The sequence below is a fragment of the Rhodococcus sp. NPDC057135 genome, assembly GCF_042670865.1.
GTDB lineage: Bacteria > Actinomycetota > Actinomycetes > Mycobacteriales > Mycobacteriaceae > Rhodococcus_F.
The window spans coordinates 82,528-107,850 of the sequence record NZ_JBHUUU010000015.1 but is presented as its reverse complement, the minus strand read 5'-3'; the positions used below and the strand labels follow the sequence as shown (position 1 = coordinate 107,850).

General features: G+C 62.8%; 25 protein-coding genes and 1 other RNA gene. 18 read left to right on the top strand and 8 right to left on the bottom strand.

The features are described from left to right. Positions 1–7: 7 nt before the first annotated feature. Positions 8–1,456: an acyl-CoA dehydrogenase family protein gene (locus ACFT1A_RS24985; protein WP_378449220.1), complete on the bottom strand. Its 1,449-nt coding sequence runs from the start codon at positions 1,454–1,456 to the stop codon at positions 8–10. A 103-nt stretch (positions 1,457–1,559) separates the two neighbouring features. Here ACFT1A_RS24985 and ACFT1A_RS24980 point away from each other — a divergent pair, with 103 nt between their 5' ends. Together ACFT1A_RS24980 and ACFT1A_RS24975 are read left to right on the top strand one after the other, a co-directional pair. Beyond that, positions 1,560–2,705, top strand: a complete 1,146-nt coding sequence (locus tag ACFT1A_RS24980) for a sensor histidine kinase (protein WP_378449180.1) — start codon at positions 1,560–1,562, stop codon at positions 2,703–2,705. Next, a complete protein-coding gene (locus ACFT1A_RS24975; protein ID WP_378449179.1) occupies positions 2,702–3,340 on the top strand; it encodes a response regulator in 639 nt (212 codons plus the stop codon). The genes ACFT1A_RS24980 and ACFT1A_RS24975 overlap by 4 nt, the downstream gene beginning before the upstream one ends. Here ACFT1A_RS24975 and ACFT1A_RS24970 read toward each other — a convergent pair. The 3 genes from ACFT1A_RS24970 to ACFT1A_RS24960 form a co-directional block, all read right to left on the bottom strand. Then, the gene (locus ACFT1A_RS24970; protein WP_378449178.1) at positions 3,334–4,872 is read right to left on the bottom strand and encodes a multicopper oxidase family protein; all 1,539 of its coding nucleotides are present in this window, start codon (positions 4,870–4,872) and stop codon (positions 3,334–3,336) included. The two genes, ACFT1A_RS24975 and ACFT1A_RS24970, sit on opposite strands and share 7 nt — an antisense overlap. A 137-nt stretch (positions 4,873–5,009) precedes the next feature. Continuing rightward, positions 5,010–5,792: a histidinol-phosphatase gene (gene hisN, locus ACFT1A_RS24965; RefSeq protein WP_378449177.1), complete on the bottom strand. Its 783-nt coding sequence runs from the start codon at positions 5,790–5,792 to the stop codon at positions 5,010–5,012. 19 nt (positions 5,793–5,811) lie between these two features. After that, positions 5,812–6,306, bottom strand: a complete 495-nt coding sequence (locus ACFT1A_RS24960; protein ID WP_378449176.1) for a beta-class carbonic anhydrase — start codon at positions 6,304–6,306, stop codon at positions 5,812–5,814. Positions 6,307–6,439: 133 nt separating this feature from the next. On the opposite strand from ACFT1A_RS24960, the gene prfB reads away from it, so the two are divergent. The 7 genes from prfB (at position 6,440) to ACFT1A_RS24925 (ending at position 12,101) form a co-directional block, all read left to right on the top strand. After that, on the top strand, positions 6,440–7,546 hold the full coding sequence (gene prfB, locus ACFT1A_RS24955) for a peptide chain release factor 2 (RefSeq protein WP_058038579.1): 1,107 nt from the start codon (positions 6,440–6,442) through the stop codon (positions 7,544–7,546). A gap of 22 nt (positions 7,547–7,568) precedes the next feature. Then, positions 7,569–8,453, top strand: coding sequence for a mechanosensitive ion channel family protein (locus tag ACFT1A_RS24950; RefSeq protein WP_003942304.1), 885 nt, complete (start codon positions 7,569–7,571; stop codon positions 8,451–8,453). Continuing rightward, positions 8,450–8,935 (top strand): hypothetical protein, encoded by a 486-nt coding sequence (locus tag ACFT1A_RS24945; RefSeq protein ID WP_378449175.1) that lies wholly within the window; start codon positions 8,450–8,452, stop codon positions 8,933–8,935. The genes ACFT1A_RS24950 and ACFT1A_RS24945 overlap by 4 nt, the downstream gene beginning before the upstream one ends. Before the next feature lie 71 nt (positions 8,936–9,006). After that, complete coding sequence (gene ftsE, locus ACFT1A_RS24940) at positions 9,007–9,687, top strand: cell division ATP-binding protein FtsE (protein WP_020969258.1); 681 nt, start codon at positions 9,007–9,009, stop codon at positions 9,685–9,687. Positions 9,688–9,768: 81 nt separating this feature from the next. Beyond that, a complete protein-coding gene (gene ftsX / locus ACFT1A_RS24935; protein ID WP_378449174.1) occupies positions 9,769–10,674 on the top strand; it encodes a permease-like cell division protein FtsX in 906 nt (301 codons plus the stop codon). Between the two features lie 87 nt (positions 10,675–10,761). Beyond that, positions 10,762–11,235: an SsrA-binding protein SmpB gene (gene smpB / locus ACFT1A_RS24930; protein ID WP_003942330.1), complete on the top strand. Its 474-nt coding sequence runs from the start codon at positions 10,762–10,764 to the stop codon at positions 11,233–11,235. 8 nt (positions 11,236–11,243) lie between these two features. Beyond that, entirely contained in the window at positions 11,244–12,101 is an 858-nt protein-coding gene (locus ACFT1A_RS24925; protein WP_317553422.1) for a DMT family transporter, read from the top strand. A gap of 66 nt (positions 12,102–12,167) precedes the next feature. On the opposite strand, the gene ACFT1A_RS24920 is transcribed toward ACFT1A_RS24925, so the two are convergent. Further along, positions 12,168–12,752 carry a helix-turn-helix domain-containing protein gene (locus ACFT1A_RS24920; RefSeq protein ID WP_283303635.1) on the bottom strand — a complete coding sequence of 195 codons (585 nt, stop codon included), beginning with the start codon at positions 12,750–12,752 and terminating at the stop codon, positions 12,168–12,170. A 65-nt stretch (positions 12,753–12,817) separates the two neighbouring features. On the opposite strand from ACFT1A_RS24920, the gene ACFT1A_RS24915 reads away from it, so the two are divergent. The 3 genes from ACFT1A_RS24915 to ssrA all read left to right on the top strand — a co-directional run bounded on the left by ACFT1A_RS24915 (position 12,818) and on the right by ssrA (position 15,779). Then, entirely contained in the window at positions 12,818–13,765 is a 948-nt protein-coding gene (locus ACFT1A_RS24915; protein ID WP_378449173.1) for an NAD(P)/FAD-dependent oxidoreductase, read from the top strand. 20 nt (positions 13,766–13,785) lie between these two features. Further along, positions 13,786–15,342 (top strand): SDR family oxidoreductase, encoded by a 1,557-nt coding sequence (locus tag ACFT1A_RS24910; RefSeq protein ID WP_378449172.1) that lies wholly within the window; start codon positions 13,786–13,788, stop codon positions 15,340–15,342. Between the two features lie 66 nt (positions 15,343–15,408). Next, positions 15,409–15,779: a transfer-messenger RNA gene (gene ssrA / locus ACFT1A_RS24905) on the top strand. Between the two features lie 101 nt (positions 15,780–15,880). On the opposite strand, the gene ACFT1A_RS24900 is transcribed toward ssrA, so the two are convergent. From ACFT1A_RS24900 to ACFT1A_RS24890, 3 genes are all read right to left on the bottom strand, one after another. Further along, a complete protein-coding gene (locus ACFT1A_RS24900) occupies positions 15,881–16,870 on the bottom strand; it encodes an alkaline phosphatase family protein (RefSeq protein WP_378449171.1) in 990 nt (329 codons plus the stop codon). A 92-nt stretch (positions 16,871–16,962) separates the two neighbouring features. Beyond that, positions 16,963–18,291, bottom strand: a complete 1,329-nt coding sequence (locus tag ACFT1A_RS24895) for a DUF222 domain-containing protein (RefSeq protein ID WP_378449170.1) — start codon at positions 18,289–18,291, stop codon at positions 16,963–16,965. 83 nt (positions 18,292–18,374) lie between these two features. Then, positions 18,375–19,205: a GNAT family N-acetyltransferase gene (locus ACFT1A_RS24890; protein ID WP_378449169.1), complete on the bottom strand. Its 831-nt coding sequence runs from the start codon at positions 19,203–19,205 to the stop codon at positions 18,375–18,377. A gap of 53 nt (positions 19,206–19,258) precedes the next feature. On the opposite strand from ACFT1A_RS24890, the gene ACFT1A_RS24885 reads away from it, so the two are divergent. The 6 genes from ACFT1A_RS24885 to ACFT1A_RS24860 are packed head-to-tail and all read left to right on the top strand — an operon-like array spanning position 19,259 to position 25,319. Next, positions 19,259–19,891: an alpha/beta hydrolase gene (locus tag ACFT1A_RS24885; RefSeq protein WP_378449168.1), complete on the top strand. Its 633-nt coding sequence runs from the start codon at positions 19,259–19,261 to the stop codon at positions 19,889–19,891. Further along, the gene (locus ACFT1A_RS24880) at positions 19,888–21,168 is read left to right on the top strand and encodes an NAD(P)/FAD-dependent oxidoreductase (RefSeq protein WP_378449167.1); all 1,281 of its coding nucleotides are present in this window, start codon (positions 19,888–19,890) and stop codon (positions 21,166–21,168) included. Before ACFT1A_RS24885 ends, ACFT1A_RS24880 begins: the two co-directional genes overlap by 4 nt. Before the next feature lie 8 nt (positions 21,169–21,176). Then, entirely contained in the window at positions 21,177–21,920 is a 744-nt protein-coding gene (locus tag ACFT1A_RS24875) for a DUF1365 domain-containing protein (RefSeq protein ID WP_378449219.1), read from the top strand. Further along, on the top strand, positions 21,917–23,206 hold the full coding sequence (locus tag ACFT1A_RS24870; protein WP_378449166.1) for a class I SAM-dependent methyltransferase: 1,290 nt from the start codon (positions 21,917–21,919) through the stop codon (positions 23,204–23,206). Before ACFT1A_RS24875 ends, ACFT1A_RS24870 begins: the two co-directional genes overlap by 4 nt. Beyond that, complete coding sequence (locus ACFT1A_RS24865) at positions 23,203–24,519, top strand: class I SAM-dependent methyltransferase (protein WP_378449165.1); 1,317 nt, start codon at positions 23,203–23,205, stop codon at positions 24,517–24,519. Before ACFT1A_RS24870 ends, ACFT1A_RS24865 begins: the two co-directional genes overlap by 4 nt. Further along, positions 24,516–25,319, top strand: coding sequence for a DUF1295 domain-containing protein (locus tag ACFT1A_RS24860; RefSeq protein ID WP_378449164.1), 804 nt, complete (start codon positions 24,516–24,518; stop codon positions 25,317–25,319). The genes ACFT1A_RS24865 and ACFT1A_RS24860 overlap by 4 nt, the downstream gene beginning before the upstream one ends. Positions 25,320–25,323: the final 4 nt, after the last annotated feature.

The following is a 25,323-nucleotide window of genomic DNA, read 5'->3' as shown; positions in this document are numbered from 1 at the left end:
AGCGGCGTCAGATGAGGACGATGCCCTCGGCAACGCCGATGGCACGGAGGTCGCGGTACCAGCGCTCGACCGGGTGTTCCTTGGTGAACCCGTGTCCACCGAGGAGTTGCACACCGTCGAGGCCGATCTGCATGCCCTTCTCGGAAGCCAGCTTCCGGGCCAGAGCGGATTCGCGGGCGAAGGACAAGCCCTGCTCGGCGCGTGAAGCGCCGCGAAGCGTGACCAGACGCAGTCCGTCGAGTTCGATGCCGATGTTGGCGACCATGAAGGCAACCGCCTGGCGGTGGCTGATCGGCTCGCCGAACGCTTCGCGCTCGTTGACGTACGGAATCACGTAGTCGAGAACTGCCTGGCTGGTTCCGACGGCCATGGACGCCCAACCGAGGCGGGCCAGGCGAATCGCGTCGGCGTATTCGGCCTTGCGCTGATCGGCGTCACCGTCACCGAGCAGTGCGGATTCCGGCACCGCGACGTCGGTGAGGATCAGGCGACCCAGACCGGCGGCGCGCAGACCCATGCTGGGATCTGCCTCGACGACAAGTCCCTTGGTGTCGGACTCGACGATGAAGAAGGAAGGCTTGCCGTCGAGTTCTGCGGCGATGACGAAGAGCTCGGATGTGGCCGCTGCCGGCACCAGGCTCTTGACGCCGTTGAGCTTGTAGCCGCTGGGGGAGCGAACTGCCTTGGTCTGCAGGGCAAACGGATCGAACAGAGCGCGAGGCTCGTTGACCACCACTGCTGCGCCGGGTACCTGCTCGCCGGTGAACGCCGGGAGGTAGGTCTTCTGCTGCGCGTCGGTGCCCCACTGCGTCAGTGCGACTGCAACACCACTGGGTGCGAGGATCGGCAGTGCCAGACCCATGTCTCCGTGCGCAAGTGCCTCGGCAACAAGAGAATTGGTGACTGCGCCACGATCGGCGGCCGCTCCGTCGAGTTCTTCGGGAACGTTGATCAGCGTGATTCCGAGCTCGGCCGCACGCTTGGAGAGATCGGCGGGTGCCTGAGCTGCACCGTCGGCGTCGTAGGCCGCGGGACGCAGAATTTCGGCCGCGAACTCGCGCACGGTCTCGACGATCATCTTCTGATCGTCGTCCGGGGTTAGGTCGAAGTAGTCGGCGTTCTTGCTCGGGTTGTCGGGGAGGCGCTTGGGTGCACCGTTGCCCGAGACCTTCTGGAATCCACGAGTAGCGGCGCCCAGGGTTTTGAAGCCCGTCTTGGTGCCCTCGTAGGTCACACGATCGATGGTCTGACGCAGGTTGAACTTCTCGGCCAGTTCCGAACCGGTGATCTTGGTAAGCACGCGCATGGCTGCGCCCATGGCGTCGCGTTTGATCGGGTTCAGGCCGACGGCGGACGTGTCGCGGGGCGCACCCTTGGCGCCGCCGCGCTGCGCGCCCGATTCGCTGCGCTGAGCGCTCTTGTCGGAGGCAACACTGTCTTGCTTGGTCATGATCACCAGCTGTTTCTCGGTGTTGGGGCGTTGGACGATTCTTATCTTACTCATCAGTAAGGTCTGTTGTCGAGAAACGGCAAAATGATGCGCGTCATAGGCTCGACGGGTGAACCGGACAGAGGTGCCAGATCGGATACAGCGGTACGTGCGCTACGCGCCGCTGGTGGTTGTTCCGTGCCTGTTGATCGCCAGCACGTATCCCGGGGAGTATCGAGTCCCGCTCACCTACTGGATCTTCTCGATGCTGTCGGCGCTCGTCTTCGTCGCCGGCCGTCGATGGCCGGTCCTCGCGTCCCTGGCCGTCTCGGCGCTGGCCATTCCGATGTTCGTCGCCGACGCCTGGGGGCTGTCCGAACTTGTCCCGTACCTCGGCGCGGTAGCGGTTGTCGACGTCACGATGCGGGCCGATCGCAGAGAGTTGGTCGCCGTTTCGGCAGCAGGCTGGTGCGGTTCGGTGCTCGCGGGGATCTGGTTCGAATCTCACGAAGCACTCTGGTCGGTCACCACTGCTGTGAAAGTGCTTGCGTACGTAGGATTGCCGCTGCTGCTCGGACTGTATCTGCGCTCGCAGCGTGAATTGGCCGCGAACAATCTTGCGCAGACCCGCGCTGCGGAGCGGAGCGCGCTCGCCCGCGAACTCCACGACCTCGTTGCGCACCACATGGCGTCGATCGTTTTGAGAATCGGTGTGGCTCAGCATGTCTTGGCGCCCGAGGACGAGGCCGTGCGTGAGGTCCTCGCGGATGTGCGTGCGACGGCGTCGGATGCGCTGACCGATATTCGTCGCCTTCTGGTAGCGCTTCGTGATCCCTCGCTCGGCGAGGTCGCTCTGGTCGAGCCGGATGCCGTGGACGCCGAAATCGCGGCGGCGGTCGATCGTGTGCGTGCAGCGGGTTTCGAGGTGCAGGCGGACTTCGATGTTCAGGGCAAAGTCGATTCGGGCGCAGCTGATCTCGATGCGATCGGCAGGCTGACGTTGTTACGGGTGATTCAGGAATCACTGACCAACGTCATGAAGCACGGCGATCGGAAGGGGTCGGTCTCGGTCTCGGTTCGTCGTTTCGACGGTCGGGTGGACGTATGTGTGATCAACAGTTGCGAGGGATCGGCAAGGAGTGCCGGACACGGACTGGTCGGAATGCGTGAGCGTGCAGAACTGGTCGGCGGCGAGATGACTGCCGGCATCAACAGCGACGGGAAATGGGAAGTCCACGTGAGTATTCCACTCGTTACCGCAGGCGGTGCCTCGTGATCAGCGTGCTCATCGTCGACGACCAGCGACTGGTGCGTGCGGGTTTACGGATGTTGTGCACGGCAGCTGAGGACATGACCGTAGCGGGTGAAGCCTCGAACGGGGTCGAGGCGGTAACGCTAGCTGCCGAACTGGATCCCGACGTGGTTCTGATGGACTTGCGGATGCCCGGGCTCGACGGGATCGGTGCCACACAGCAGATCGTCAAGGCCGGTCGGCGAGCACGCGTCCTCGTGCTGACAACCTTCGACGACGACGATCACCTGTATCCCGCGCTCGCCGCCGGGGCTTCCGGGTTTCTGGTGAAAGACACCGAACCGACCGAGTTGCTCGGCGCCATTCGACGGATCGCCGAGGGAGAGATGGTGTTCTCCCCGGAACTGCTCCGCCGCGTCGTGGATCGTGCCGTGATCGGCGCAGACGCCGACACTGCTGTGACAGTGAAGGTTCCGCTGACCGAGCGCGAATCACAGGTCCTCGCATTGGTGGCGGAAGGGCAGAGCAATCAGGAGATCGCGGACGCGCTCCATCTGGGTGTGACCACGGTCAAGACGCACGTGGCGAACCTGATGTCGAAGACCGGCTGTGACAATCGGGTTCGCCTCGCGGTGTACCACCTGCAGAACCGTCAGTGACCGGAGTGCGCACCGGACGACGGCATCGGCATGTCCATCGGCATGTCCATCTGCATCGGCATGGCTTTCTGTCCTGGCCCTAGTACGAGGAATTGGCCCATCATCCCTTGGTCCTCGTGCATCAGCAGGTGGCAGTGGAACATGTACGGGAAGGTGGGATCGGTGTACTCGGACCACTGCAGCGCGACGCGAATCCTACTGCCCGGTGGTGTGTACACAGTGTCCTTGAGTCCGCGTAAGTGAGGCGGAGGAGTGCGGCCGTCGACGTCGAGGATCTGGAACTGTACGTCGTGGACATGGAAATTGTGTGGCCAGTTGTCCTTGTTGGTGATCGTCCACACCTCGGTCGCGCCGACCTCGGCCTCGAAGTCGATGCGGTTCATGTCCATTCGTTGCCCGTTGATCATGTACCACTGCAGATCGAAGGTTCGGGAAACGCGTGCCTTCGACGGGTCGAGGCGCGCCAGGGTGGCCAACTGCGCCGGGAGACTCGACCGCGACGCGCGAGTGCCGACGCCCCGCAGTTCGACGATGTCGAAGCGGTCGTTCATGCCGAAGGTCTCTGCGTCCGATGAGTTCACGCCACCGCCGTCCTCGATCGGGAACGACACCAGTGTGGTCGTCGCACCGGGGTCGACTCGAACCACGATCTCGGCTCGTTCACCGGGGCTGAGCTGAATCCGCTTGATCGGAATCGGTGATTCGAGCAGTCCGCCGTCGGTGGCGATCAGATCGAAGGTCCGGTCGTCGGGGAACCCCAGGTTGTAAAGACGACCGGAAGAGCCGTTCAGGATGCGCACCCGGACAGCCCCGGTGGTGACGTCGAGGTAGGCGTCGGAGATGCCGTTGGTGACGATCGTGTCGCCGAGCAGGCCGATGTCGGTCGGGTCGGACTCGTTGAAACTGCCGTCGGCAAGGAATCGACGATCCTGGATTATCAACGGAACATCGTCAACCCCATAGGTTTTGGGGATGTCCAGCCTGTCGGTATCGGCGTCGTCGATCAGGAACAGTCCGGCGAGTCCGCGCTGCACGTGCCGTTCGGTGGATCCGTGCGGGTGTGGGTGATACCAGAGCGTCGAAGCCGCTTGGTCGATCGTCCACGCTGGTTCCCAGCGTCCGCCGGCTTCGATGGTCTGGTGCGGGCCACCGTCGAACTTTGCCGGCAGATGCATGCCGTGCCAGTGGACGGTCGTCGGCTCTGTCAGTGTGTTGTCGATCGTGAATGCGACAGATTCTCCGCGTGCGGCTCGAATGGTCGGTCCAAGGATGGATCCGTTGAAACCCCAAGTGTCGGTGATCTTTCCCGCGACGATCTCGGTGGCTGCGGCACCGGCGCGGAGTGTGAAGTGGCGAACGCCGGCGTCGTCGACCGTCGATTCGGCCAGCGGCGGAACCGGTAGCGGGCGAGAGGTTCCGGGTACCGCCTGTGCGGCGCTTCGTGCTGCCGAGTTGGCCCCGCAGCCCACTGCGAGCCCGAGGGGTGCGGCGGCAAGACCGAACAGAATCGTGCGCCTGGAAATCCGGTTCATCGTTCTCCTGGAGGTAGTGCGTGATCAACTACTTCCAGTCAACGGGCCGCGCCGTGCTGCCGAATCCTGCCGACGGGCCTGTCGGCACTCCTCCCTCGGACCCTTGCGGCGGGTGGGATGTTCTGGTACTCGGGTGGTTACCGCAGGCGGGTCAGAACGTCTTCGTGCAGCAGGCCGTTGGTGGCGACCGCACTGCCGCCGTGTGGACCCGCGCCGCCGTCCAGATCGGTGAACGCGCCGCCGGCCTCACGGACCAGAACATCGAGCGCTGCCAGATCCCACAGGGAAACTTCGGGTTCGGCAGCGATGTCGACGGCACCTTCGGCCACGAGGCAGTACGAGAAGAAGTCGCCGTAACCGCGCACGCGCCACACATGGTCGGCGAGTTCGACGAACTGGTCGCGAATTCCGCGGTCCTTCCAGCCGGACAGGCTCGAGAAGCTCAGGCTCGCCGATTCGCTGCGATCGACGGCGGATACCTGGATTGCCCGCGCATCGCCGTCTCCGAAAGACGTATGTGCGCCCAATCCTGTTGCAGCCCACCATCGCCGATTCAGTGCCGGTGCGCTCACGACGCCGATGACCGGGACGCCGTCCTCGAGCAAGCTGATCAGAGTGGCCCACACCGGTACGTTGCGGACGAAGTTCTTGGTCCCGTCGATGGGATCGACCACCCACTGCCTGCCCTCGAAGACTGCGTCGCCGCCGAATTCTTCGCCGAGCACGGAGTCTGCAGGCCGATGCTCACCGAGCGTCGCGCGCACTGCCCGCTCGACAGCGAGGTCGGCGTCGGAGACGGGGGTGAGGTCCGGCTTGTCGTCCACTCGAAGATCGAGTGCGCCGAAGCGGGCGCGAGTGATCGCGTCAGCCTCGTCGGCGATACGGAGGGCGAGTGCGAGGTCGGATGCGCGATCGGTCACGGGTACACAACCTACCGGCTCAGACGGGGAGGACTTCGTTCAGCTTTCCGGTCGCGACGTCGAAGACGAATCCGCGGAGGGACGTCGTCGCGGTGATGAACGGACTGTTCTCGATACGCTTCAACGACTGACGGACGTCCTCGTCGATGTCGGGGAACGACTCGGCGGCCCAGTTGGGTTTGATGCCGATCTCGTCTTGGATCGAACGCTTGAAGTCGTCGTCGGTGAACGTCAGCATTCCGCAGTCGGTGTGATGGATGAGGATGATCTCGGTAGTTCCCAGCAGCCGCTGGCTGATGGCCAGGGATCGGATCTCGTCGTCGGTGACGACTCCACCCGCATTGCGGATGACGTGCGATTCACCTTCCTTGATTCCCAGAACCCGATAGACGTCGATGCGGGCATCCATGCAGGCGAGAACGGCAACGTGTCTGCTGGGTGGGAGGGGGAGCGGTCCGGTGAACTGCTCGGCGTAGACGGCGTTGTTCTGGAGGTATTCGTCGGTGACAGTCATCGTTCCAGTAGGTTCCCTCGGACCGACGTTGGCAAGGCTTCGAGTCCCGGTGATCTCAATCCGTGACGTGCGGCGGACCTGAGAAGGTGACGCACGGCAGAGCCGAGGTCGGCACCCGGTAGCCTTGAGAACCGTGCATCCCGACGTAATTGCAGACCTGAACGCCCTCGACACCACCCTTCGCACCTGCGAATCGGTTGTGGACGTCGAGGAGCTGCGCCGACGCATCGACGAGCTCGAGCACCAGGCAGCCGACCCGGGTCTGTGGAACGACCAGGAACACGCCCAGCAGGTCACCAGCCAGCTCTCCCACGCGCAGGCCGAACTGCGGCGCATCGTGGCACTGCGCGAGCGGCTCGACGAGATGCCGATCCTCTACGAATTGGCCGAAGACGAAGGCCCCGACGCGCTGGCCGATGCCGACGCCGAGCGAGCCAGCCTGCGTGAAGACATCGCGGCGATGGAAGTCAAGACCATGCTCTCGGGCGAGTACGACGAGCGCGACGCCCTGATCAACATCCGCTCCGGTGCCGGCGGAATCGACGCCGCGGACTGGGCCGAGATGCTCATGCGCATGTACATCCGCTGGGCTGAGAAGCACGACTACGGCGTCGAGGTCTACGACACGTCGTACGCCGAAGAAGCCGGACTCAAGAGCGCGACGTTCGCGATCAAGGGCCCGTACACCTACGGAACGCTGTCCGTCGAGATGGGCACTCACCGGCTCGTCCGGATCAGTCCCTTCGACAACCAGGGCCGCCGCCAGACGTCGTTCGCCGAGGTCGAGGTCCTGCCGGTCGTCGAGACCACCGACCACATCGAGATCAACGAGAACGACATCCGAGTCGACGTCTACCGCTCGTCCGGTCCCGGTGGTCAGTCCGTGAACACCACGGACTCCGCAGTTCGACTCACACACATCCCGACCGGAATCGTCGTCACCTGTCAGAACGAGAAGTCGCAGCTCCAGAACAAGGTGTCGGCTATGCGCGTTCTGCAGGCCAAGCTGCTCGCGGTCAAGCGTCAGGAAGAGCGCGCCGAGATGGATGCGCTCAAGGGCGACAGCGGCAGCTCGTGGGGTAACCAGATGCGTTCTTACGTCCTTCATCCGTACCAGATGGTCAAGGACCTGCGTACCGAGTACGAGGTCAACAACCCGTCGGCAGTGCTCGACGGTGACATCGACGGGTTCCTCGAGGCCGGCATCCGTTGGCGCATGAGCGAGAACCAGTCCGCATAGCGTTCGGATATCGAAAGGCACGATGACTTTACTCAGACCTGGGCAGAACCTGCTCGATTGGCTTCAAACCACCGGTTTGTCCGTCCTCATGACCGTGCTCGGCGCGATGATTCTCGCCCGGTTGGTCAGTTGGGGAGGCAACAAGGTCACCGACCAGATCGACTCCAACTATCAGTTGGGCGATGCGCTGGTTCGCTCGGAGGCGACCAAGCATCGTCACTCGGTCGCGCAGGTCATCACCTGGGTTGTCATCACGTTCATCTACGTGATCGCGACGTTGAAGGTTCTCGACCAACTGAACCTGCCGATCGGTAGTCTCGTCGCGCCGGCGACTGTTCTCGGTGCGGCGCTCGGTTTCGGCGCGCAGCGCGTTGTGCAGGACATCCTTGCCGGTTTCTTCATCATCACCGAACGCCAGTACGGCTTCGGCGACACCGTGCGACTTGCGATCACCGGTTCCTCAGACGACGCCGAAGGTGTCATCGAGGACGTGACGCTGCGCGTGACGCGGATGCGTAACTCCGACGGCGAGGTCATCACCGTCCCCAACGGCCAGATCGTGAAAGCGACCAACCTGTCCAAGGACTGGGCCCGCGCCGTCATCGACGTTCCGGTACCGGCGACTGCCGACCTCACCCGGGTCAACGAGGTACTTCGTCAGGTCGGAGTCGACGCGATGGCCGACCGCGGACTCAAGAAACTGCTGCTCGACGAGCCCACCGTCATGGGCGTCGAAAGCCTCGAGGTCGATCAGGTCAACGTGCGGATGGTTGCGCGCACGCTTCCTGGCAAACAATTCCAGGTCGGACGCGCACTTCGCGTCCGCGTCGCGGCAGCGCTGCGACGTCAGGGGATCACGGTGTCACCGGATCTGCACACCGTACGGACCGAGGAGGCGAGCGAATGACCGATCAGGAACCGCGTCGCGGACTCGACAGACTGATTCACCTGGACTGGCTACCGTCGCGGATCTTCGGCGGCCGGATGCGAACTTCGACTTTCATCCTCATCGTGGCGTGGATACTGACGTATCTGCTGCACACGTACCTCAATCCGGAGGAACAGACCGCAGCGACGCCACCGCCGAGCACCGACACGTCGCAGACCGAACCGTACGTCGCTCCGTCGGTGAAGCCGTCGACGACGACCCCGGTACCGTCGTCGACCGAGCCGACGACCACCTCCGAGACCCCGTCCTCGGAAACGAGTACGGGCAGTTCCGGTTCTCCGACGCCGACTTCGGGTCCCGCGCCTGCGCCGGGCAACGCCGAACAGTCCGCGACCACCGTGCCGACCACTCCCGCGACGACGACCGTCCCGCAACCCGGCGCCGCAATGCAGGCACCGACGACGGTGCCGCAGTCACCTGCGACCACCGGTACCGGATAAGGACGAGGGTGCTCGCGCGTGGCGCCAAGGTCACCGTTAGATAACGGCTAGACTGGCTAGTTGTGATCAGCATGAAGAATGTGTCGAAGTCCTACAAGGCCTCCACCAGGCCGGCGCTCGACAAAGTCAGCGTGGAGGTGGAGAAGGGGGAGTTCGTCTTCCTCATCGGCCCCTCCGGCTCTGGCAAGTCGACGTTCATGCGGTTGCTGCTCAAGATGGAGTCGCCCACGTCCGGCGATATCGAGGTCGCGGATTTCCACGTCAACAAGTTGGCGGCCCGCCGTGTGCCGAAGCTTCGTCAGAGCATGGGCTGTGTGTTCCAGGACTTCCGCTTGCTTCAGCAGAAGACGGTCTCCGAGAATGTCGCCTTCGCGTTGGAAGTCATCGGCAAGCCCCGTAACGTCATCGCGCGCACTGTTCCCGAGGTGCTCGACATGGTCGGTCTGGCCGGTAAAGCCGACCGACTGCCCACCGAGCTCTCCGGAGGTGAGCAGCAGCGCGTCGCCATCGCTCGTGCATTCGTGAACCGTCCACTCGTCCTGCTCGCCGACGAGCCCACCGGCAACCTGGACCCCGAAACGAGCCAGGACATCATGCTGCTGCTCGAGCGGATCAACCGCACGGGCACCACCGTCGTCATGGCGACCCACGATCACCACATCGTCGACTCCATGCGTCGACGCGTCATCGAACTCGATCTCGGCAAGGTGACCAGAGACGAAGCGCGGGGTGTGTACGGCGTCGGCAGGTAGCGCCGACTACGACCACACGTCCCGTACGCCCACCGGTTGTCGTGAAACAACCGGCCTCTCGAAAAGGAATCGGATTCCCCGATGCGCGCCAGCTTTATTTTCAGCGAAGTACTGACCGGCCTACGCCGCAACATCACGATGACCATCGCCATGATCTTGACGACGGCGATCTCCCTCGGTCTCTTCGGCGGTGGTCTGCTGGTCGTCCAGATGGCAGGCAAGACCCAGCAGATCTTCCTCGAACGCGTCGAGGTGCAGATCTTCCTGACCGACGACATCTCTTCGGCCGATCCCGGTTGCGAGCAGGAGATCTGCAGTTCGCTGCGCAAGGAACTCGAGCAGACTCCGTCCGTCGTCGCGGTTCAGTACCTCAACCGTGAAGACGCGGTGAAGGACGCCACCGAGCGCGTGTTCAAGGACCAGCCCGAACTGGCAGCGCTGGTGAGCCCGGACAGCTTCCCGGCGTCGTTCAAGGTCAAGCTCAGTGACCCGGAGCGGTTCGGCGTCATCAACGACACCTTCGGTTCGAGGCCCGGCGTCGAGAGTGTGCTCAATCAGCGCGAGTTGGTGGACCGACTCTTCAGCGTGCTGGGTGGAGTGCGCAACGCGGCATTCGCGATCGCGATCGTCCAGGCGATCGCAGCGATCCTGCTGATCGCCAACATGGTCCAGATCGCGGCGTTCACGCGTCGTACCGAGGTCAACATCATGAGGTTGGTCGGCGCGACGCGTTGGTACACCCAGCTTCCGTTCCTCCTCGAAGCCGTCGTCGCGGCCCTGATCGGCGCGGTGCTCGCCATCGCCGGACTGTTCACCGCGAAGAACGTCTTCATCGACGGGGTCCTGGCCGACGTCTACGAAGCCAACATCGTGGCGCGGATTTCCAACAGCGACGTGCTGTTCGTCTCGCCGATCCTCGTGCTCGCCGGTGTCGGAATGGCCGCGGTGACGGCGTACGTGACGCTGCGTCTGTACGTCCGCGAATAATCGGTTTGCACGAGCTTCTATGCTGGAACTGTATTTGACGGTAAGACAGTATTCGACAGCAAGACAGCGGACTGAGAGGCCCGGACAGTGAAGGAAAAGGGCCGCAAGGTCATTGCGACCAATCGCAAAGCACGCCACAACTACACGATCATCGACACCTACGAGGCCGGCATCGCTCTCGTCGGGACCGAGGTCAAGAGTTTGCGTGAAGGCAAGGCATCGCTCGTCGACGCCTTCGCAACCGTGGACAACGGCGAAGTATGGCTGCGCTCGTTGCACATTCCGGAGTACACGCAAGGCACGTGGAACAACCATTCGCCGCGTCGTACCCGAAAGCTCCTGCTGCACAAGCGTGAGATCGAGCACCTCGTCGGCAAGACCCGCGAGGGAAACCAGACGCTGGTCCCGCTGTCGATGTACTTCAACGACGGCAAGGTCAAAGTCGAACTCGCGCTGGCAAAGGGTAAGCAGGACTACGACAAGCGCCAGGACATGGCCAAGCGCACCGCCGAGCGCGAGGTGACCCGCGAGCTCGGTCGTCGTATCAAGGGCATGCGCTGACCTCCATCCTGCTTGCCCTCGTGGCGGCAGTTGCCTACGGAGTCAGCGACTTCGTCGGTGGAGTTGCGTCACGACGGGTTGCCGCACTGCGCGTGGTGATCGTCTCGTATCCGCTTTCGCTCGTCATCGTGTTGATCGCAGCACCTTTCGTCTCCGGGACGCTGACGCTGAACGGGTTGATCTGGGGTGCGATCGCCGGTATCACGAGTGGTCTGGCGGTGTGGTGGTTCTATCTCGCGTTGGCGACCGGCCCCATGTCGGTGGTCTCGCCGCTCACCGCCGTTCTGGTGGCGGGTATTCCGGTGCTAGTCGGATTCGCTTTCGGTGAGCGGCCGGGACTGATCGCGTACCTGGGTATCGCCGTCGCGTTGGTCGCCGTCGTTCTGGTCAGTCGCGAGTCGCCCGACGACACCGCGGGTGAAGTTGCCGGCGGAATCACGCTCCGCTTCACCAGACAGGTAGCGCTGCTGACCGTCGGAAGCGGTGGCGCATTTGCACTCTCGTTCATCGCACTTCACCAGATCGGCGAGGGTAGTGGGCTGTGGGCGTTGGCCGTATCTCGCGGCGCCGCGACGGTCGTGGTGTGGTTGGTCGCGTTGGCGGCCGGTCACTTCGTTCTCCCGCGAGGTGAGCCACTCAAGCTCGCGGTGTACGTCAGCGTCCTCGACGTCGTCGCCAACGGGACGATGATCTACGCCTTCCAAGGCGGAATGCTCTCACTCGTCAGCGTGATCGGTTCGCTGTATCCGGCTGCGACGGTTCTGCTCGCGATGGTGATGCTGGGCGAGCGGGTCAGCCGCGTGCAACAAGCGGGAATGCTGTTGGCGCTGGCGGCAGTCGGCATGATTGCCGTCGCGGGTGCCTAGATTCTTTTCAGCTCCAGCGTTTTCAGTCCCAGCGTTTTCAGTCTCAGCGTTTTCAGGCTCAGTGTTTCAGCCGCGTCTGTCGGCCGGTGCAGCGCGTAGGTGAACCCGCTCGCCTTGTTTTCCGAAGAGGCTGATCGCCTCGGCCGGTCGACCGTCGGCAGCACTGATGCGGTGCGGGATGTGTGTATCGAATTCGGCTGCCTCGCCGGCACCCATGATGAAATCACGGTCGCCGAGTTGGAGTCTGATGCGCCCGGACAGAACGTAGACCCACTCGTAACCCTCGTGAGATCCTGGCTCGCGATCGTCGTCGGTGGGGGAGATGATCATCTTGTAGGCCTGCAGATTGCCGGGCTGGCTCGTCAGCGGAATGACCGTCATACATCCGACCGTCCGAGGTTCTTCTCGCACGCGCGGATCTTTGATCTTGCTGTTCACGAGGTCGTCCAAGGGGACGCCGTGTGCCTTGGCGATCGGCAGCAGAAGCTCCAAGTTGGCTCGGCGAGTACCTGATTCGAGTCTCGACAGTGTGCTCACACTGATGTCGGTGGCCTCCGACAAATCGGCCAGGGTCATGTCGGACTGTTGGCGCAACGCACGTAGGCGAGGGCCGATGCCGGCCAGTACGGCTTCGAACGATGTTTCAGTCATGCATTCATTTTGCCAAAGTGGCAACAGTGTTTGTCAAGATTGCGTTCTCTTGTCATTCTGGATTCATGACGCAGAACTCATTCGACGTAGCAGTAATCGGAGCCGGCGCGGCGGGCCTCAACGCCGCACTCATTCTCGGTCAGGCACGCAGGTCCGTGATCGTCTTCGACAACGGATCGCCACGAAACGCGGCCGCCGACCACATGAACGGATTCCTCTCCCGTGACGGTATGAACCCTGCCGAACTGTTGACCATCGGCAGAGGTGAGGTCCGCAAATTCGGCGGCGAGTTCCACGACGGCACGGTCGTCTCCGTGACACGGGACAGTGACGGTTTCTCGATCGAACTCGCTGACACCAGCAAGATTCAGGTACGCAAAGTCCTAGTCGCAACGGGCCTGACGGACCGTCTACCGGCAGAACTCGAAGTCTTCGGTGAGCGATGGGGCCGCGAGGTGTTGCACTGCCCGTACTGCCACGGGTACAGCGTGCGTGATCAGCCGCTCGGCGTGATCGCCAAGAGCGCGGAGTTTGCGATGCACCAGGCACTCATGGTGCGCCAGTGGTCCGACGACGTGGTTCTCTTCCTCCATCGAATCACCGAACTGAGTGCCGAAGATCGGGAAAAGCTTGCAGCCCGCGATATTTCGATCGTCGAGGGTGAGGTCGCCGGTCCCGCCGTAGAGGACGATCGCGTGGTGGGCGTGCGATTGGTGGACGGCACTGTGGTCGCGCGTTCGGCGGTTTTTGTCGGCGGCGCCCTCAAGATGGATCCCAACGATGCGATCTTGCGTAAATTCGGCGCTCAGCGCGCAGAGACGATGATGGGCGATTTCGTCACTGTCGACATGATGGGGGCCACAAGCGTGCCCGGCGTGTTCGCCGCCGGCAACGTCGTCGACCCGGGTGCCCAGGTCATCATGGCCGCAGCCGCCGGGGCGAAGGCCGGGGCGGGGATCAACATGATGTTGACGAACGACGACCTCGAGGTTGCACTCGCGCTTCGGAGCTGAATTCTGCGTAGCGTGGGGTGATGGACGCAGTGAGAGTGTTGATCACGGGTGCGACCGGATACATCGGCGGACGTCTTGCCCCTCGCCTGGTCGAAGAGGGGCACCACGTGCGGGTGGTGGTGCGAAGTCCCGAGAAGCTTCGCGATGTGCCCTGGCATGATTCGGTGGAGATCAAGCGCGGGGATTTGACCGACAGTGATTCACTCGCAGGTGTTTTCGACAACATCGACGTGGTCTACTACCTCGTTCACGCCATGGGCGGGGGAGGGTCTTTCTCTGACATCGACAAGCGGAGTGCGCAGAACGTCGCTGCCGCCGCACGCGATGCGGGGGTGCGCCGGATCGTCTACCTCGGTGGGCTTCATCCGTCCGACCGAGAGCTGTCGACTCACTTGCAGTCTCGGCTCGAAGTCGGTCGGATCCTGCTCGACTCCGAGGTTCCGACGGTTGTGTTCCAAGCTGGAGTGGTGATCGGATCAGGTTCGGCGTCCTTCGAAATGGTGCGCCACTTGACCAATCGACTTCCGGTGATGACCACCCCCAAGTGGGTGCACAACAACATCCAGCCGATCGCGGTGCGTGACGTACTCCACTATCTGACCGCGGCCGCGGCAACAACGCCGGAGGTCAACCGCGCCTTCGACATCGGTGGGCCGGATGTCATGCAGTACGGCGAGATGATGAACACCTACGCCGACGTTGCAGGACTGGTACGTCGGCGCATCCTCGTCTTGCCTGTCCTCACGCCGAGGCTGGCAGGTCACTGGGTGGGATTGGTCACCCCGATCCCACGGGGCTTGGCGATGCCGTTGATCGAGTCACTGCAGAACGACGCGGTGATGCATGATCACGACATCGACGACTTCATCCCGCCTCCCGCCGGTGGCCTCACGCCGTATCGGGAAGCGGTGCGTTTGGCACTTCACAAGATCGAGACCGGTGAGGTGGAGACGGCGTGGTCCGGTGCAACGATCGCGGGAGCACCCTCCGATCCTCTTCCATCCGACCCGGATTGGGCTGGTGAAGCGGTCTACGTCGATCATCGCGAACGCGACTGTGCTGCCGATCCGAAAACCCTCTGGTCGGTCGTCGAGTCGATCGGCGGTGAGAATGGTTGGTATTCATTCCCTTTGGCGTGGGCGATCCGGGGGTGGATGGATCGAGCAGTTGGCGGTGTCGGCCTACGCCGAGGTCGACGCGATCCCCGGCGACTCAACACCGGTGAAGCCCTGGACTTCTGGCGCGTCGAAGAGATCGATCGAGGCAAGTTGCTCCGTTTGCGTGCCGAGATGAAGGTTCCCGGCGGGGCATGGTTGGAGTTGCGAGTATCGGAAGGTCCGACGGGCGCGGACGGCCGACCGGTGGGTTCGCACCTCGATCAGCGTGCGGTCTTCTTTCCGCGTGGGCTCGCAGGCCGGGCGTACTGGTACTCGATCCTGCCTTTCCACGGAGTTGTCTTTCAGGGCATGATCACCAACATCACCGGTGCTGCCGAGCGTGAGATGGCTGCAGTGCAGGAAACGGCTGGGGCGAGGGACACGGCTGGGGCGAGGGACACGGAAAGTGCCGCCGATTAATTGGTATGACTTCCGAACTTCGGCGCGTTATAGTGAATAGCCCCACGAAAGACGCGGGGCACACACGGGGCTGAACGGTTTCGACTGCGTGTGTTGAGTTAGGGGAAGCGTGTCGGTGCAGGCAAGAGACCACCGTAAGCGTCGCTGCAAACCTATAAGCGCCGATTCCAATCAGCGCGACTACGCTCTCGCTGCCTAAGTAGCGAAGCGTGTCTGTCAGCCCGGGGTTGCCCTCGACCCGGTTCCTGGCATCAGCTAGAGGGCTTTACTGTTCGGCTCGGTCACGGAGTCGAACGGGACATCAAACAGTGACTGGGATCGTCATCCTGGCTTGTTCGCGAGACTGGGAGATCCAAGTAGAGACTTAGCGAACTGCACACGGAGAAGCCCTAGCGATTCAACGTAGGACCCGGGTTCAATTCCCGGCAGCTCCACAACAGGTCGGGCCGGAGAGCACACGCTCTCCGGCCCGACTTTTTTGTTGCCTTGCTGCGGTCTTGTTGCGACGCTTTGCTGCCGCGCTCGGGCCTTCTTGCGATCAGGAGCCGAAGAATCCCAGGTCGACCGAGCCGACGAAGTCGGGAGCTTCCTCGGATAGCGGCTTGCCGTCCAGATCGGCAGGCAATGCAACGCCCAAGCTCTGGAGGATTGTCGGAGTGATGTCGGCGATCGTGTACGCGGCGGTGGTCTTACCGGCCGCGTATCCCGCACCGCGTGCAATGACGAATGTCGTTGCTTCCGCGGGTGTCTGACCGCCATGCCCACCGGCGGGCTTGTGCCCGTGATCCGCAGTGACCAGTACAGTCCACTTCTCACCGGTCTTCGCTGCGCGCTGATCGACAGCATCGACAATCTTGCCCACCTGGGCGTCGACCGACGCTATCGACTCGTCGTACGCAGCGCCGTTGGTGCCGCCGCTGTGCCCTGCGCCGTCCACCTGATCGAGTTGGGTGAAGATCAGGTCAGGTCCCTTGTCGGTGATGTCCCGGGCGACGGCGTCTGCCGTTGCAGCGTCGGTGGCCGCTTCGGAACCTGCATCGGCAGTGGTCACGACAACGTCAGCTTTCGGTGTCCCACTGGAAGCGATGTTGTCGATGCCGCCCCAGGTGGAGATCGATTCGGTGAGGAGGGAGGGCTTTGCTGTTTCCAATCGGGTGAAGACGCTCGGGTAGAGGTCGAAGCGGGCGCCCGCGTACGTGTTGTCCTTGACGCCGTGCTTGGTGTCCCAGACCCCGGTCAGGATGGTCGACCACGACGGTCCGGAGATGGTGGTGTGGCCGAGGATGGAAGATTCTCCGCTGGTTCCTTCGGCGATCAGCTTCTGGAGACGGGGAGCGTCAGCGGTCTTGATGTGGCTGAGCATGGTGCCGTCGAGGCCGATGACAACTGTCTTCTCGGCGGCCGACGGATTGAGGTCGGATGATCCGGGAATGGCTGCAGCGGTTGCAGTTCCGGCTGCTACCGCGCCGGCGAGGAGGAGTGTGATGGCGGCTGAGGTGGGTGCGATTTTCTTGGTCACGCTAAGCATCTTGCGATAGGACTAGACCAATTGCACTACCTGGATGTGAGGGTTGTCCTGTTGTTCACGGCAGATTCAGATTGGACTAGACCAATGTTTCCTCAGGCGGCCCAGCCGTCGAGGATGACGCTGACCGCGTGATCGAGATGGAGGGGTTCGCCGTCCCATCTCGGGATGATCGCATCGTCGGGTATGTCTCCGCGAAGTAGGCCATCAGCGAATCCTTCGGTCGGCGGTGCTGGGTCGATGACGTCACCATTGGCGTAAACGAACTCGAACTTCTGCTCGCCGAGTGCAGTGATGGTGAACTGGCCGTCGTGCAGTGCACGGTGGCAGGTTCCGCAAAGCATGATCAAGTTGTCCAGATCCGTGGTGCCGCCGCGTCCCCAAAATTTGACGTGGTGCGCGTGCAGGAAACGAGTCCGCCCGCAACCTGGTGTGCGGCAACATCCGTCGCGGTAATTCAATGCCAACATTTGTTTGGCGCTGACGACGCGGGTCCGTCGGCCCAGATTCAGAACGCATCCCTCCTTTGTCGTTCCCAGGCGAAGTTTCGCGTTGCAGAGCACTTCCTCGGCGGCATTTTGGGGGAGCGCGGGTCCACTCGGCACTCGGACGGTGTTCGCTTCGTGGAAGAACACAACTTCGTTGGTGGCGGCCTTGGACGTGCGGTCTGCGACCACGGTGGTGGCGAGCTCCGCCATGGCGACCAGGACTGGCCCGATGTTTCCGACTGGGTTCTTTGTGGCCGTCTCGTTGTCAGGGCGGATGGCAGCGGTTCGGGTGCGTTCACGTTCCGCTACCGCCAACGCTGCGAGGATTCGGGCGCCGTCCTGCGCGGGCAGGCGTCCTTTGATGACAAATTCGCCCGTATCCGGGTCCCAATGCCACCGGACCTGAAGGTGTTCGGGTGCTTTGCTTTTGCCGGATTCGTTGTCGGTTGCTTTACGTAGACCGGCGGCGAGGCGATCGATCTGGGCTGCGGGTGCTTCACAGCCGAACCGAACCATCTGCTTTTCGTTGGACGGCGTGGTGACCCGAGTGAGTGCGCGAACCTTCGAGTAGGACAGCCGGCCTTGCTCGAAGGCCTTCCGCATCTCGGGTAATGGTCGGAGTGCTTTGGCGACGCGAACGTATTCCCTGCCGGTGTGCAGGCTCATTCCACATTTCCACGACAGCCAGTGGGCGCACGAGTGCAGTCCAGGGCCGGTCCAGCCGCGGTCTTCGTCGAATTTCGACAGGAGGGTGAGGAATCGGGCGGTGGCCGCGGCGATCTGGCCGGCGAGAGCGCAGATTTCGGAGCCGAGTTGCTCCACGTCGCCTCGGGCGGAACCCCGCGTTTCGTCATCGGTCAGTGCTGCGGTATCGGTCAGTGCTGCGTTGTTGATCAGTGCTGCGTTCATCGTTGCCCCCCGGCGCGCGTCCGACATCGTTTCGAATGTACGTTCGATATTAGATGTGGGTACCGACACGCATCCATGGATGCGGACTGAAAGCGTCCCCGCGGGGACGTCTAACCGCAGCCGATCGAGTACTCGGCGTAGGTGCCGACATCCTCGAAGCCGAGGTTTCGATAGAGCTGGGCGCCGTCGCTGGACGCCTGAAGTACGGCGATTCGGGCGCCTCGCTCGCGGGCGATGTCGAGCGCGGCAAGGGTGACCGCCGAGCCGAATCCGCGTCGGCGGGCCGCGTCGAGTGTGACGACGCCGTACAGTCCGGCGGCACCGGCAGCAAAATGGACCTCGGCTCCGGCGACGGGCTGGGAGTTCGCGTACCCGACGACAAACGAACTGCGCGACCGCTCATCGAGGACGGCATGGGCAGTTTCCTCGAAGAAGCCAATTACTGCCGCCGAGGGCGGCGACCAATTGGCGGCCATCACGGCGGCATAGTCGGCGAGCTGTGAACGAGTCGTCACTCGCTGAACGGAGAGTTCTGGGACAGGCGTTGGGCGCGGGACGACGTCTAGATCTGCCGTCATCGCTCGTTCTTCCTCGGAGCGCACGCAGCCGAGGGCTGACAAGCGAGCGCCGAGGTCTGAGGGCTTGTCGCGCGGGCCCGTCCACCAGGAGAACGGACGTCCCGTTGCTCGAATCGACGAGAGAATGTCGAGCAGTCGTCGGTCTTCGTCGGGGCCTTCATCAGGGCCTTCATCAGGTACGGCTAAGCGAGCGCCGGCGATGATGTTGAAAGTGTCGTCGGCGAGGCCGCTGTCTGCGACGACAACATCTGCAGCGAGAGTGACCGACGCCGTCGGTAAGTGTTCATGCAGGTGGCAGGCATGGGAGACCAAGTTGGCGTCCATGGCGTCGAGGACGTCGCCGACGGGTGCTTCGCGATTCACAAAAGAAATTCTACGAACCCCATCCAAATGGTTTTCGGCTCCGAATGCCTTGCATGACGCCTAACCGACGGCAAGAGCAGGACGGTGACCAGCACCTGGTGGTGCTCGTGCTGCCTGGAGGAAAGGTCTCGAGCCATCGCCCTGCCCGCGCGTGGCACCTGTCCAACCTTCGGATGCGCCCGTTCACTGCTCGGATTCGCCGCTCCGGTGTGACAGCGGTGCAGGTTCGGTACCGGGTCCGTGGTTGGAACGGCGCCGAGCGTAGTCCGGTAGCCGATGCCCGAGCTGCACTCGACGCGATCACGAGACGTGATGCACAAGCTCAGTTGATCCTGCTCGGGCACTCGATGGGTGGACGAGTTGCCGCTGAACTGTGTGGTGATCCGGCGGTGGTCGGTGTGGTTGCGCTGGCGCCGTGGTGGCCCGATGGAACGTCGGTGAATCTGCGTTCCGACACACCACTGGTGGTGCTCCACGGCACGGCCGACTCGTGGACTGACCCGGCAGCGTCTCGTCGGAAAGTAGACGAACTGCAGAAGTCTGGAACGAGCGCCGAATATTTCGGCATCGACGGCGCCGGGCACTTCATGCTCCGCCGGGCGGCGACCTGGCATCGCCTCGTCGCCGATGCAGTTGCAGGGATGAGCCGCGGGGTAGCCGCGACGAAGACGGGAGAACGACGATGAGTTCCGACAAGCGCAGGGTTGCAGTCGTCGGCAGTGGGGTCGCGGGTCTGACAGCGGCGTGGGTGCTGAGTAAGGACAGTGACGTGACGCTCTACGAAGCGGATTCACGGCTCGGTGGGCACGCGGACACCCATTCGGTCACCGATCCGGAAGGGCGAAGCCTCGCCATCGACACCGGTTTCATCGTCCACAACGACCGCACCTATCCGACTTTGTTGCGATTGTTCGCAGAACTCGACGTGCCTACTCAAGAATCCGATATGAGTATGTCGGTCAGGTGTGGGGGTTGTGGGCTCGAGTACTCGGGAGGGCAAGGGTTGCGCGGCGTTCTCCCGACGCCGGGGTTGCTGGTGAATGGCAGTTTTCTGTCGATGCTGATGGAGGTCAAACGTTTCCATCGCCGTGCCCGGGCTTTGCTCGACAACACGGATCCGTCGGCACCCGACCAGACACTGGGAGTGTTTCTGCGCAGCGGCCGGTTCTCCGACTACTTCACCGCTCATTTCATGACGCCGCTGGTGTCGGCAGTCTGGTCGTGTGATCCCGGCTCGGCGCTGAAATATCCTGCGCGGTATCTGTTCTCGTTCCTCGATCATCACGGAATGTTGAGCGTGACGGGATCGCCGACCTGGCGGACGGTTACCGGGGGATCAGCTGAATACGTTCGCCTCGTTGCCAAGAGTATCGGCGACATCAGGCTGAACACCCCGGTGCGCGCCATCCACCGGTTCGGCGATCGCGTCGACATTCGCGACGGCGACGACCAAATCCAGACCTTCGACGCAGCTGTAGTTGCAACGCATCCGCAGCAAGCGCTGAAGATATTGGCCGAACCGACGGCCGTCGAATCGCAGGTCCTCGGCGCAATGCCGTACTCCGTCAACCACACCCAACTTCACACCGACGAAAATGTGCTGCCCGACAACACCAATGCGCGCGCGTCATGGAACTACTACATCCCGGAATGCAACGCGAAGCCCGATCACGTTCTGGTCAGCTATGACATGACGAGGTTGCAACGGCTCCCAGATACCGGCCGGCGATACATAGTGACCTTGGGGGGAGGCGAGATGGTATCGCCGGAGTCGGTGATCGATCAGATGACCTACGAGCATCCGCAGTACACACCGACTTCCGTCGCAGCTCAGGGACGGCTTCCCGAGTTGGACTCGAACGTGCTCGCGTTTGCAGGCGCGTACCACGGTTGGGGCTTTCACGAGGACGGTGCACTGTCGGGCCTGCGCGCCGCCGAACGCGTCGGAGGTCGGTGGCCGTGACCGCCCCCATCACACCGTCCGCCCCCATCACACCGTCCATCGTTCACACGAGCATTCGGCATGTACGAACGCAGCCGTTGCACAACGAGTTCGAGTACCGAAGCTACAGCTGGCTCGTCGACGTCGACGATTTGCCCCAGCTCCCGAAGGCGTTGCGCCCATTGGCTACGTTCGACGCCGGGGATCACCTCGGCGACCCCACCCGATCGATTCGTACCAACGTCGAGACTTTTCTGGCGACCAACGGATTCGACTTCTCCGGCGGCCGGATCCTCATGCTTGCGAACGCACGTGTGTTCGGCCATGTTTTCAACCCACTGAGCGTGTTCTGGTGCTTGAACGACGACGGAACTCAGCGTTGCGTTGTTGCAGAGGTTCACAACACCTACGGCGAGCGGCACTGTTACCTGCTCGAACCCGACGAACGTGGCGCCGCTCGCACGTCCAAAGAGTTCTACGTGTCTCCGTTCAACGATCTGGACGGCGAGTACCGGATGCGACTCCCACTGCCCGACACCGCGCTCGCGCTTTCGATAGTTCTGGCCCGAGACGGCAAGGCGCCATTCGTAGCCACGGTGTCAGGTCGATGCGTGCCGGCAACGACGCGCGAGATCGTCCGCAGTGCGCTCTCCGTCCCGCTGGCTCCGCTCCGAGTCGCCGCGCAGATCAGATTTCAAGGAATCCGGCTGTGGGCCAGGCGCTTACCCATCGTTCCCCGACCGCAACATCACCCGCAGGAGGCAGTGCAATGACCACAACTACTCTCGGCACCGAACCTCCCGCTCACACGATCGAAACCGAGCGGTGGCCAGGCGTTGCCACAGTACCCAGCGGATTCAAAGTGCGGGTTGCATCGCCGGTTGCCCGCTCTCTGTTCCACAAGGCGGTCGCGCGCTTGCCGCTGCGTGTTCAGATGCCGAATGGTGAGTTCTCCGGCGGCGGTAGTCCGGATTCGCCGTTGATGGTCATTCATCGCCCGGACGACTTCGCCGCTCGTGTGGGAGACAGTGGCTTGATCGGATTCGGCGAGTCGTACATGGCGGGCGACTGGGAAGCTTCCGACCTCACCGCGGTCCTGGAAGTCTTCGCCTCCCGCGTCGCGACGCTGATTCCCGACTTCCTGCAGCGGTTGCGAGGCCTGTACATTCCGAAGCAGCCTCGCAGTGAGCGGAACTCGACGCAGAACACGCGCTCGAACATCTCCAGGCACTACGACCTATCGAACGAGATGTTCGAACTGTTCCTCGACGACACGATGACCTATTCCAGTGCACTCTTCGAGGATCTGTCGGTAGGAGCATCCCCGTCGTGGGATGCGTTCGCAGCTGCCCAGCACCGGAAGATCGATCGCCTGCTGGACGGCGCGGGCGTCGGTCCAGGTTCACGAGTGCTCGAAATCGGCACAGGCTGGGGAGAATTGGCGATCCGAGCGGCCCAGCGCGGCGCAACGGTGCGCTCGGTGACTCTTTCGGTCGAACAACAGGAATTGGCAGCGAAGCGGATAAGCGCCGCGGGACTGGCAGATCGCGTTCAGGTCGACCTTCTCGACTATCGGCAGGTGCAAGGGGAGTATGACGCCGTTGTTTCGGTCGAGATGATCGAAGCGGTCGGGCACCAGTACTGGGGCAGCTACTTCCAGACGATCGACGCTTTGTTGGCGCCGGGTGGGCGCGCGGCGATCCAAGCGATCACGATGCCGCACGATCGGATGCTCGCGACCCGCAACACCTATACCTGGGTACACAAGTACATTTTCCCCGGTGGGTTTCTTCCGTCGGTGCGGGCGATCGAGGATGTCACCGAACGATTGACGACGCTCCGGGTGCGTGAGCGGATGTCGATGGGCGATCACTACGCGCAGACGTTGCGGCTGTGGGACGAGCGTTTCAGCGCTCGCACCGACGAGGCATCTGCGCTCGGGTTCGACGCAGTGTTCGCGCGCATGTGGCATTTCTATCTCTGCTATTCCGAGGCGGGCTTCCGATCGGGGTATCTCGACGTTCAGCAAATTGTTCTCGATCGGAGGAACCAGCGATGACCGCCACGATGGATCGAGCGGTACGAGGCACCGGTGTTGCGGGCCGTCTGTCGGAAATTCTGAGTCCACTTGTCGGCGGCGAGCTTCCGGTGCGGTTGACTGCGTGGGACGGCAGCACGGCAGGACCGGAGGACGCTCCGAAGGTGACGCTCTACAGCGCGAACGTGTTGCGACGCCTGCTCTGGAATCCCGGCGAGTTGGGAGTTGCGCAGGCATATGTTCTCGGCGAACTCGACGTCGAGGGTGATCTGGGCGATGCGCTCACACACGTGTGGAAGGTGTCTGCCGAGCGGGGACTCGGGTCGATTACCCCGACGCCGTCGCTCGTCCTGGCTGCGGTCAAGGCCGCGCGGTCCTTCGGCGCTTTCGGGAGACCTTTGGCTCCACCGGCGTCGCAGGCTCAAGTGAAGGGCCGCTTGCACAGTCTCGCCCGCGACCGCGAGGCGATCGGGCACCACTACGATTTGTCGAACGATTTTTACGAGCTGATCCTCGACGAGAACATGGCGTACTCCTCGGGATACTGGACTTCCGATGCACCGGAATACACGCTCGAAGACTCGCAGACAGACAAGCTGGACCTGGTGTGCCGCAAAGTCGGTCTTGATCGGGCGCGAGGCCTGCGGTTTCTCGACGTCGGCTGTGGTTGGGGCTCGCTGAGCCTGCATGCAGCGCGGGAGTACGGCGCTCGGGTCGTCGGCATCACGATCTCGGCTGAGCAGAAGGCATTTGTCGACGCGAAGATCCGCGCACTCGGTTTGGAAGACTGGGTCGAGATCCGATTACAAGATTATCGCGAGATCCCCGACGGTCCGTTCGATGCGGTCGCGTCGATCGAGATGGGTGAGCACGTCGGCGAAGACAACTATTCGACGTACGTGAAAGCGCTCCACGACAACGTGATTGCGGGTGGGCGTGTGCTGATTCAGCAGATGTCGCGCAGCGGCTCGCATCCCGGGGGAGGCCCGTTCATCGAGTCGTTCATCGCGCCGGACATGTACATGAGGCCTGTGGGCCGGACCGTTGCGATGATCGAGGAAGGCGGACTCGAAGTCCGTGACGTCCACGCCCTGCGGGAGCACTACGTGCGGACGGTGGACGCGTGGATCGAGACTTTCGAATCGAATTGGGACCGCGTCGTGGAACTCGTGGGCGTCGAAGTCGCTCGGGTGTGGCGTCTCTACCTCGTCGGCGGGGGAATGGCTTTTCGGGACGGCAGGATGGGCGTCGATCAGATTTTGTCCGTCCGGCCGCTCGGCGATGGTCGATCGGGTATGGAACCGGTACGGCCGCAGTGGGTGTCGCGGCGATGAACGGATTCGACTGGGGCGCGTTCGGAGTGGTCACGCTCACGAGTCTGCTGGCGATCGCCATCGGAATGGCAGTGACTGCCACGATCGGCGTACGGATCGGGCGCCACAATGTTGTCGACGTGTCGTGGGGCGCCGGCTTCGTTCTGATCGCTCTCGTGTCCGCAATAGTTGGAACCGGCGACCTCTGGCGCCGGTTACTGATGCTTGCGCTGGTGGCGATCTGGGGTCTGCGGTTGGCGACGCACATGGCGATCCGATCGCGTGGCAAGGGTGAAGATCCGCGGTACGAGGAAATGCTCGGACGGACGACGGGCAGTCGAACGCTCTACGCGATCCGCAAGATCTATCTCACGCAGGGGATTTCATTGTGGTTCGTCTCCCTGCCGATCCAGGTCGCTGCGGTCTCGCACGGCAGCTTCGGACTTCTTGTTGTACTCGGTATCGCGCTGTGGATTGTCGGCGTCGCGTTCGAGACGGTTGGCGATCGACAGATGGAGGAGTTCAAATCCGATCCGGGTAGCCGCGGCCACATCATGGATCAAGGTTTGTGGGCGTGGACGCGTCATCCCAACTATTTCGGCGACGCGTGCGTCTGGTGGGGAATCTTCCTCGTTTCGGCGTCGGTGTGGCCGGGGGTGTTGACCATCCTCTCGCCGATCGCGATGACGTACTTCCTGGTCTTCGCCACCGGAGCGCGGTTGCTCGAGCGACACATGGAACAGCGCCCGGGCTATCGCGAGTATCAGCAGCGGACAAGCTACTTCATTCCGCGCCCGCCGAAAGCCCGATCCGGGACGTAGGCTC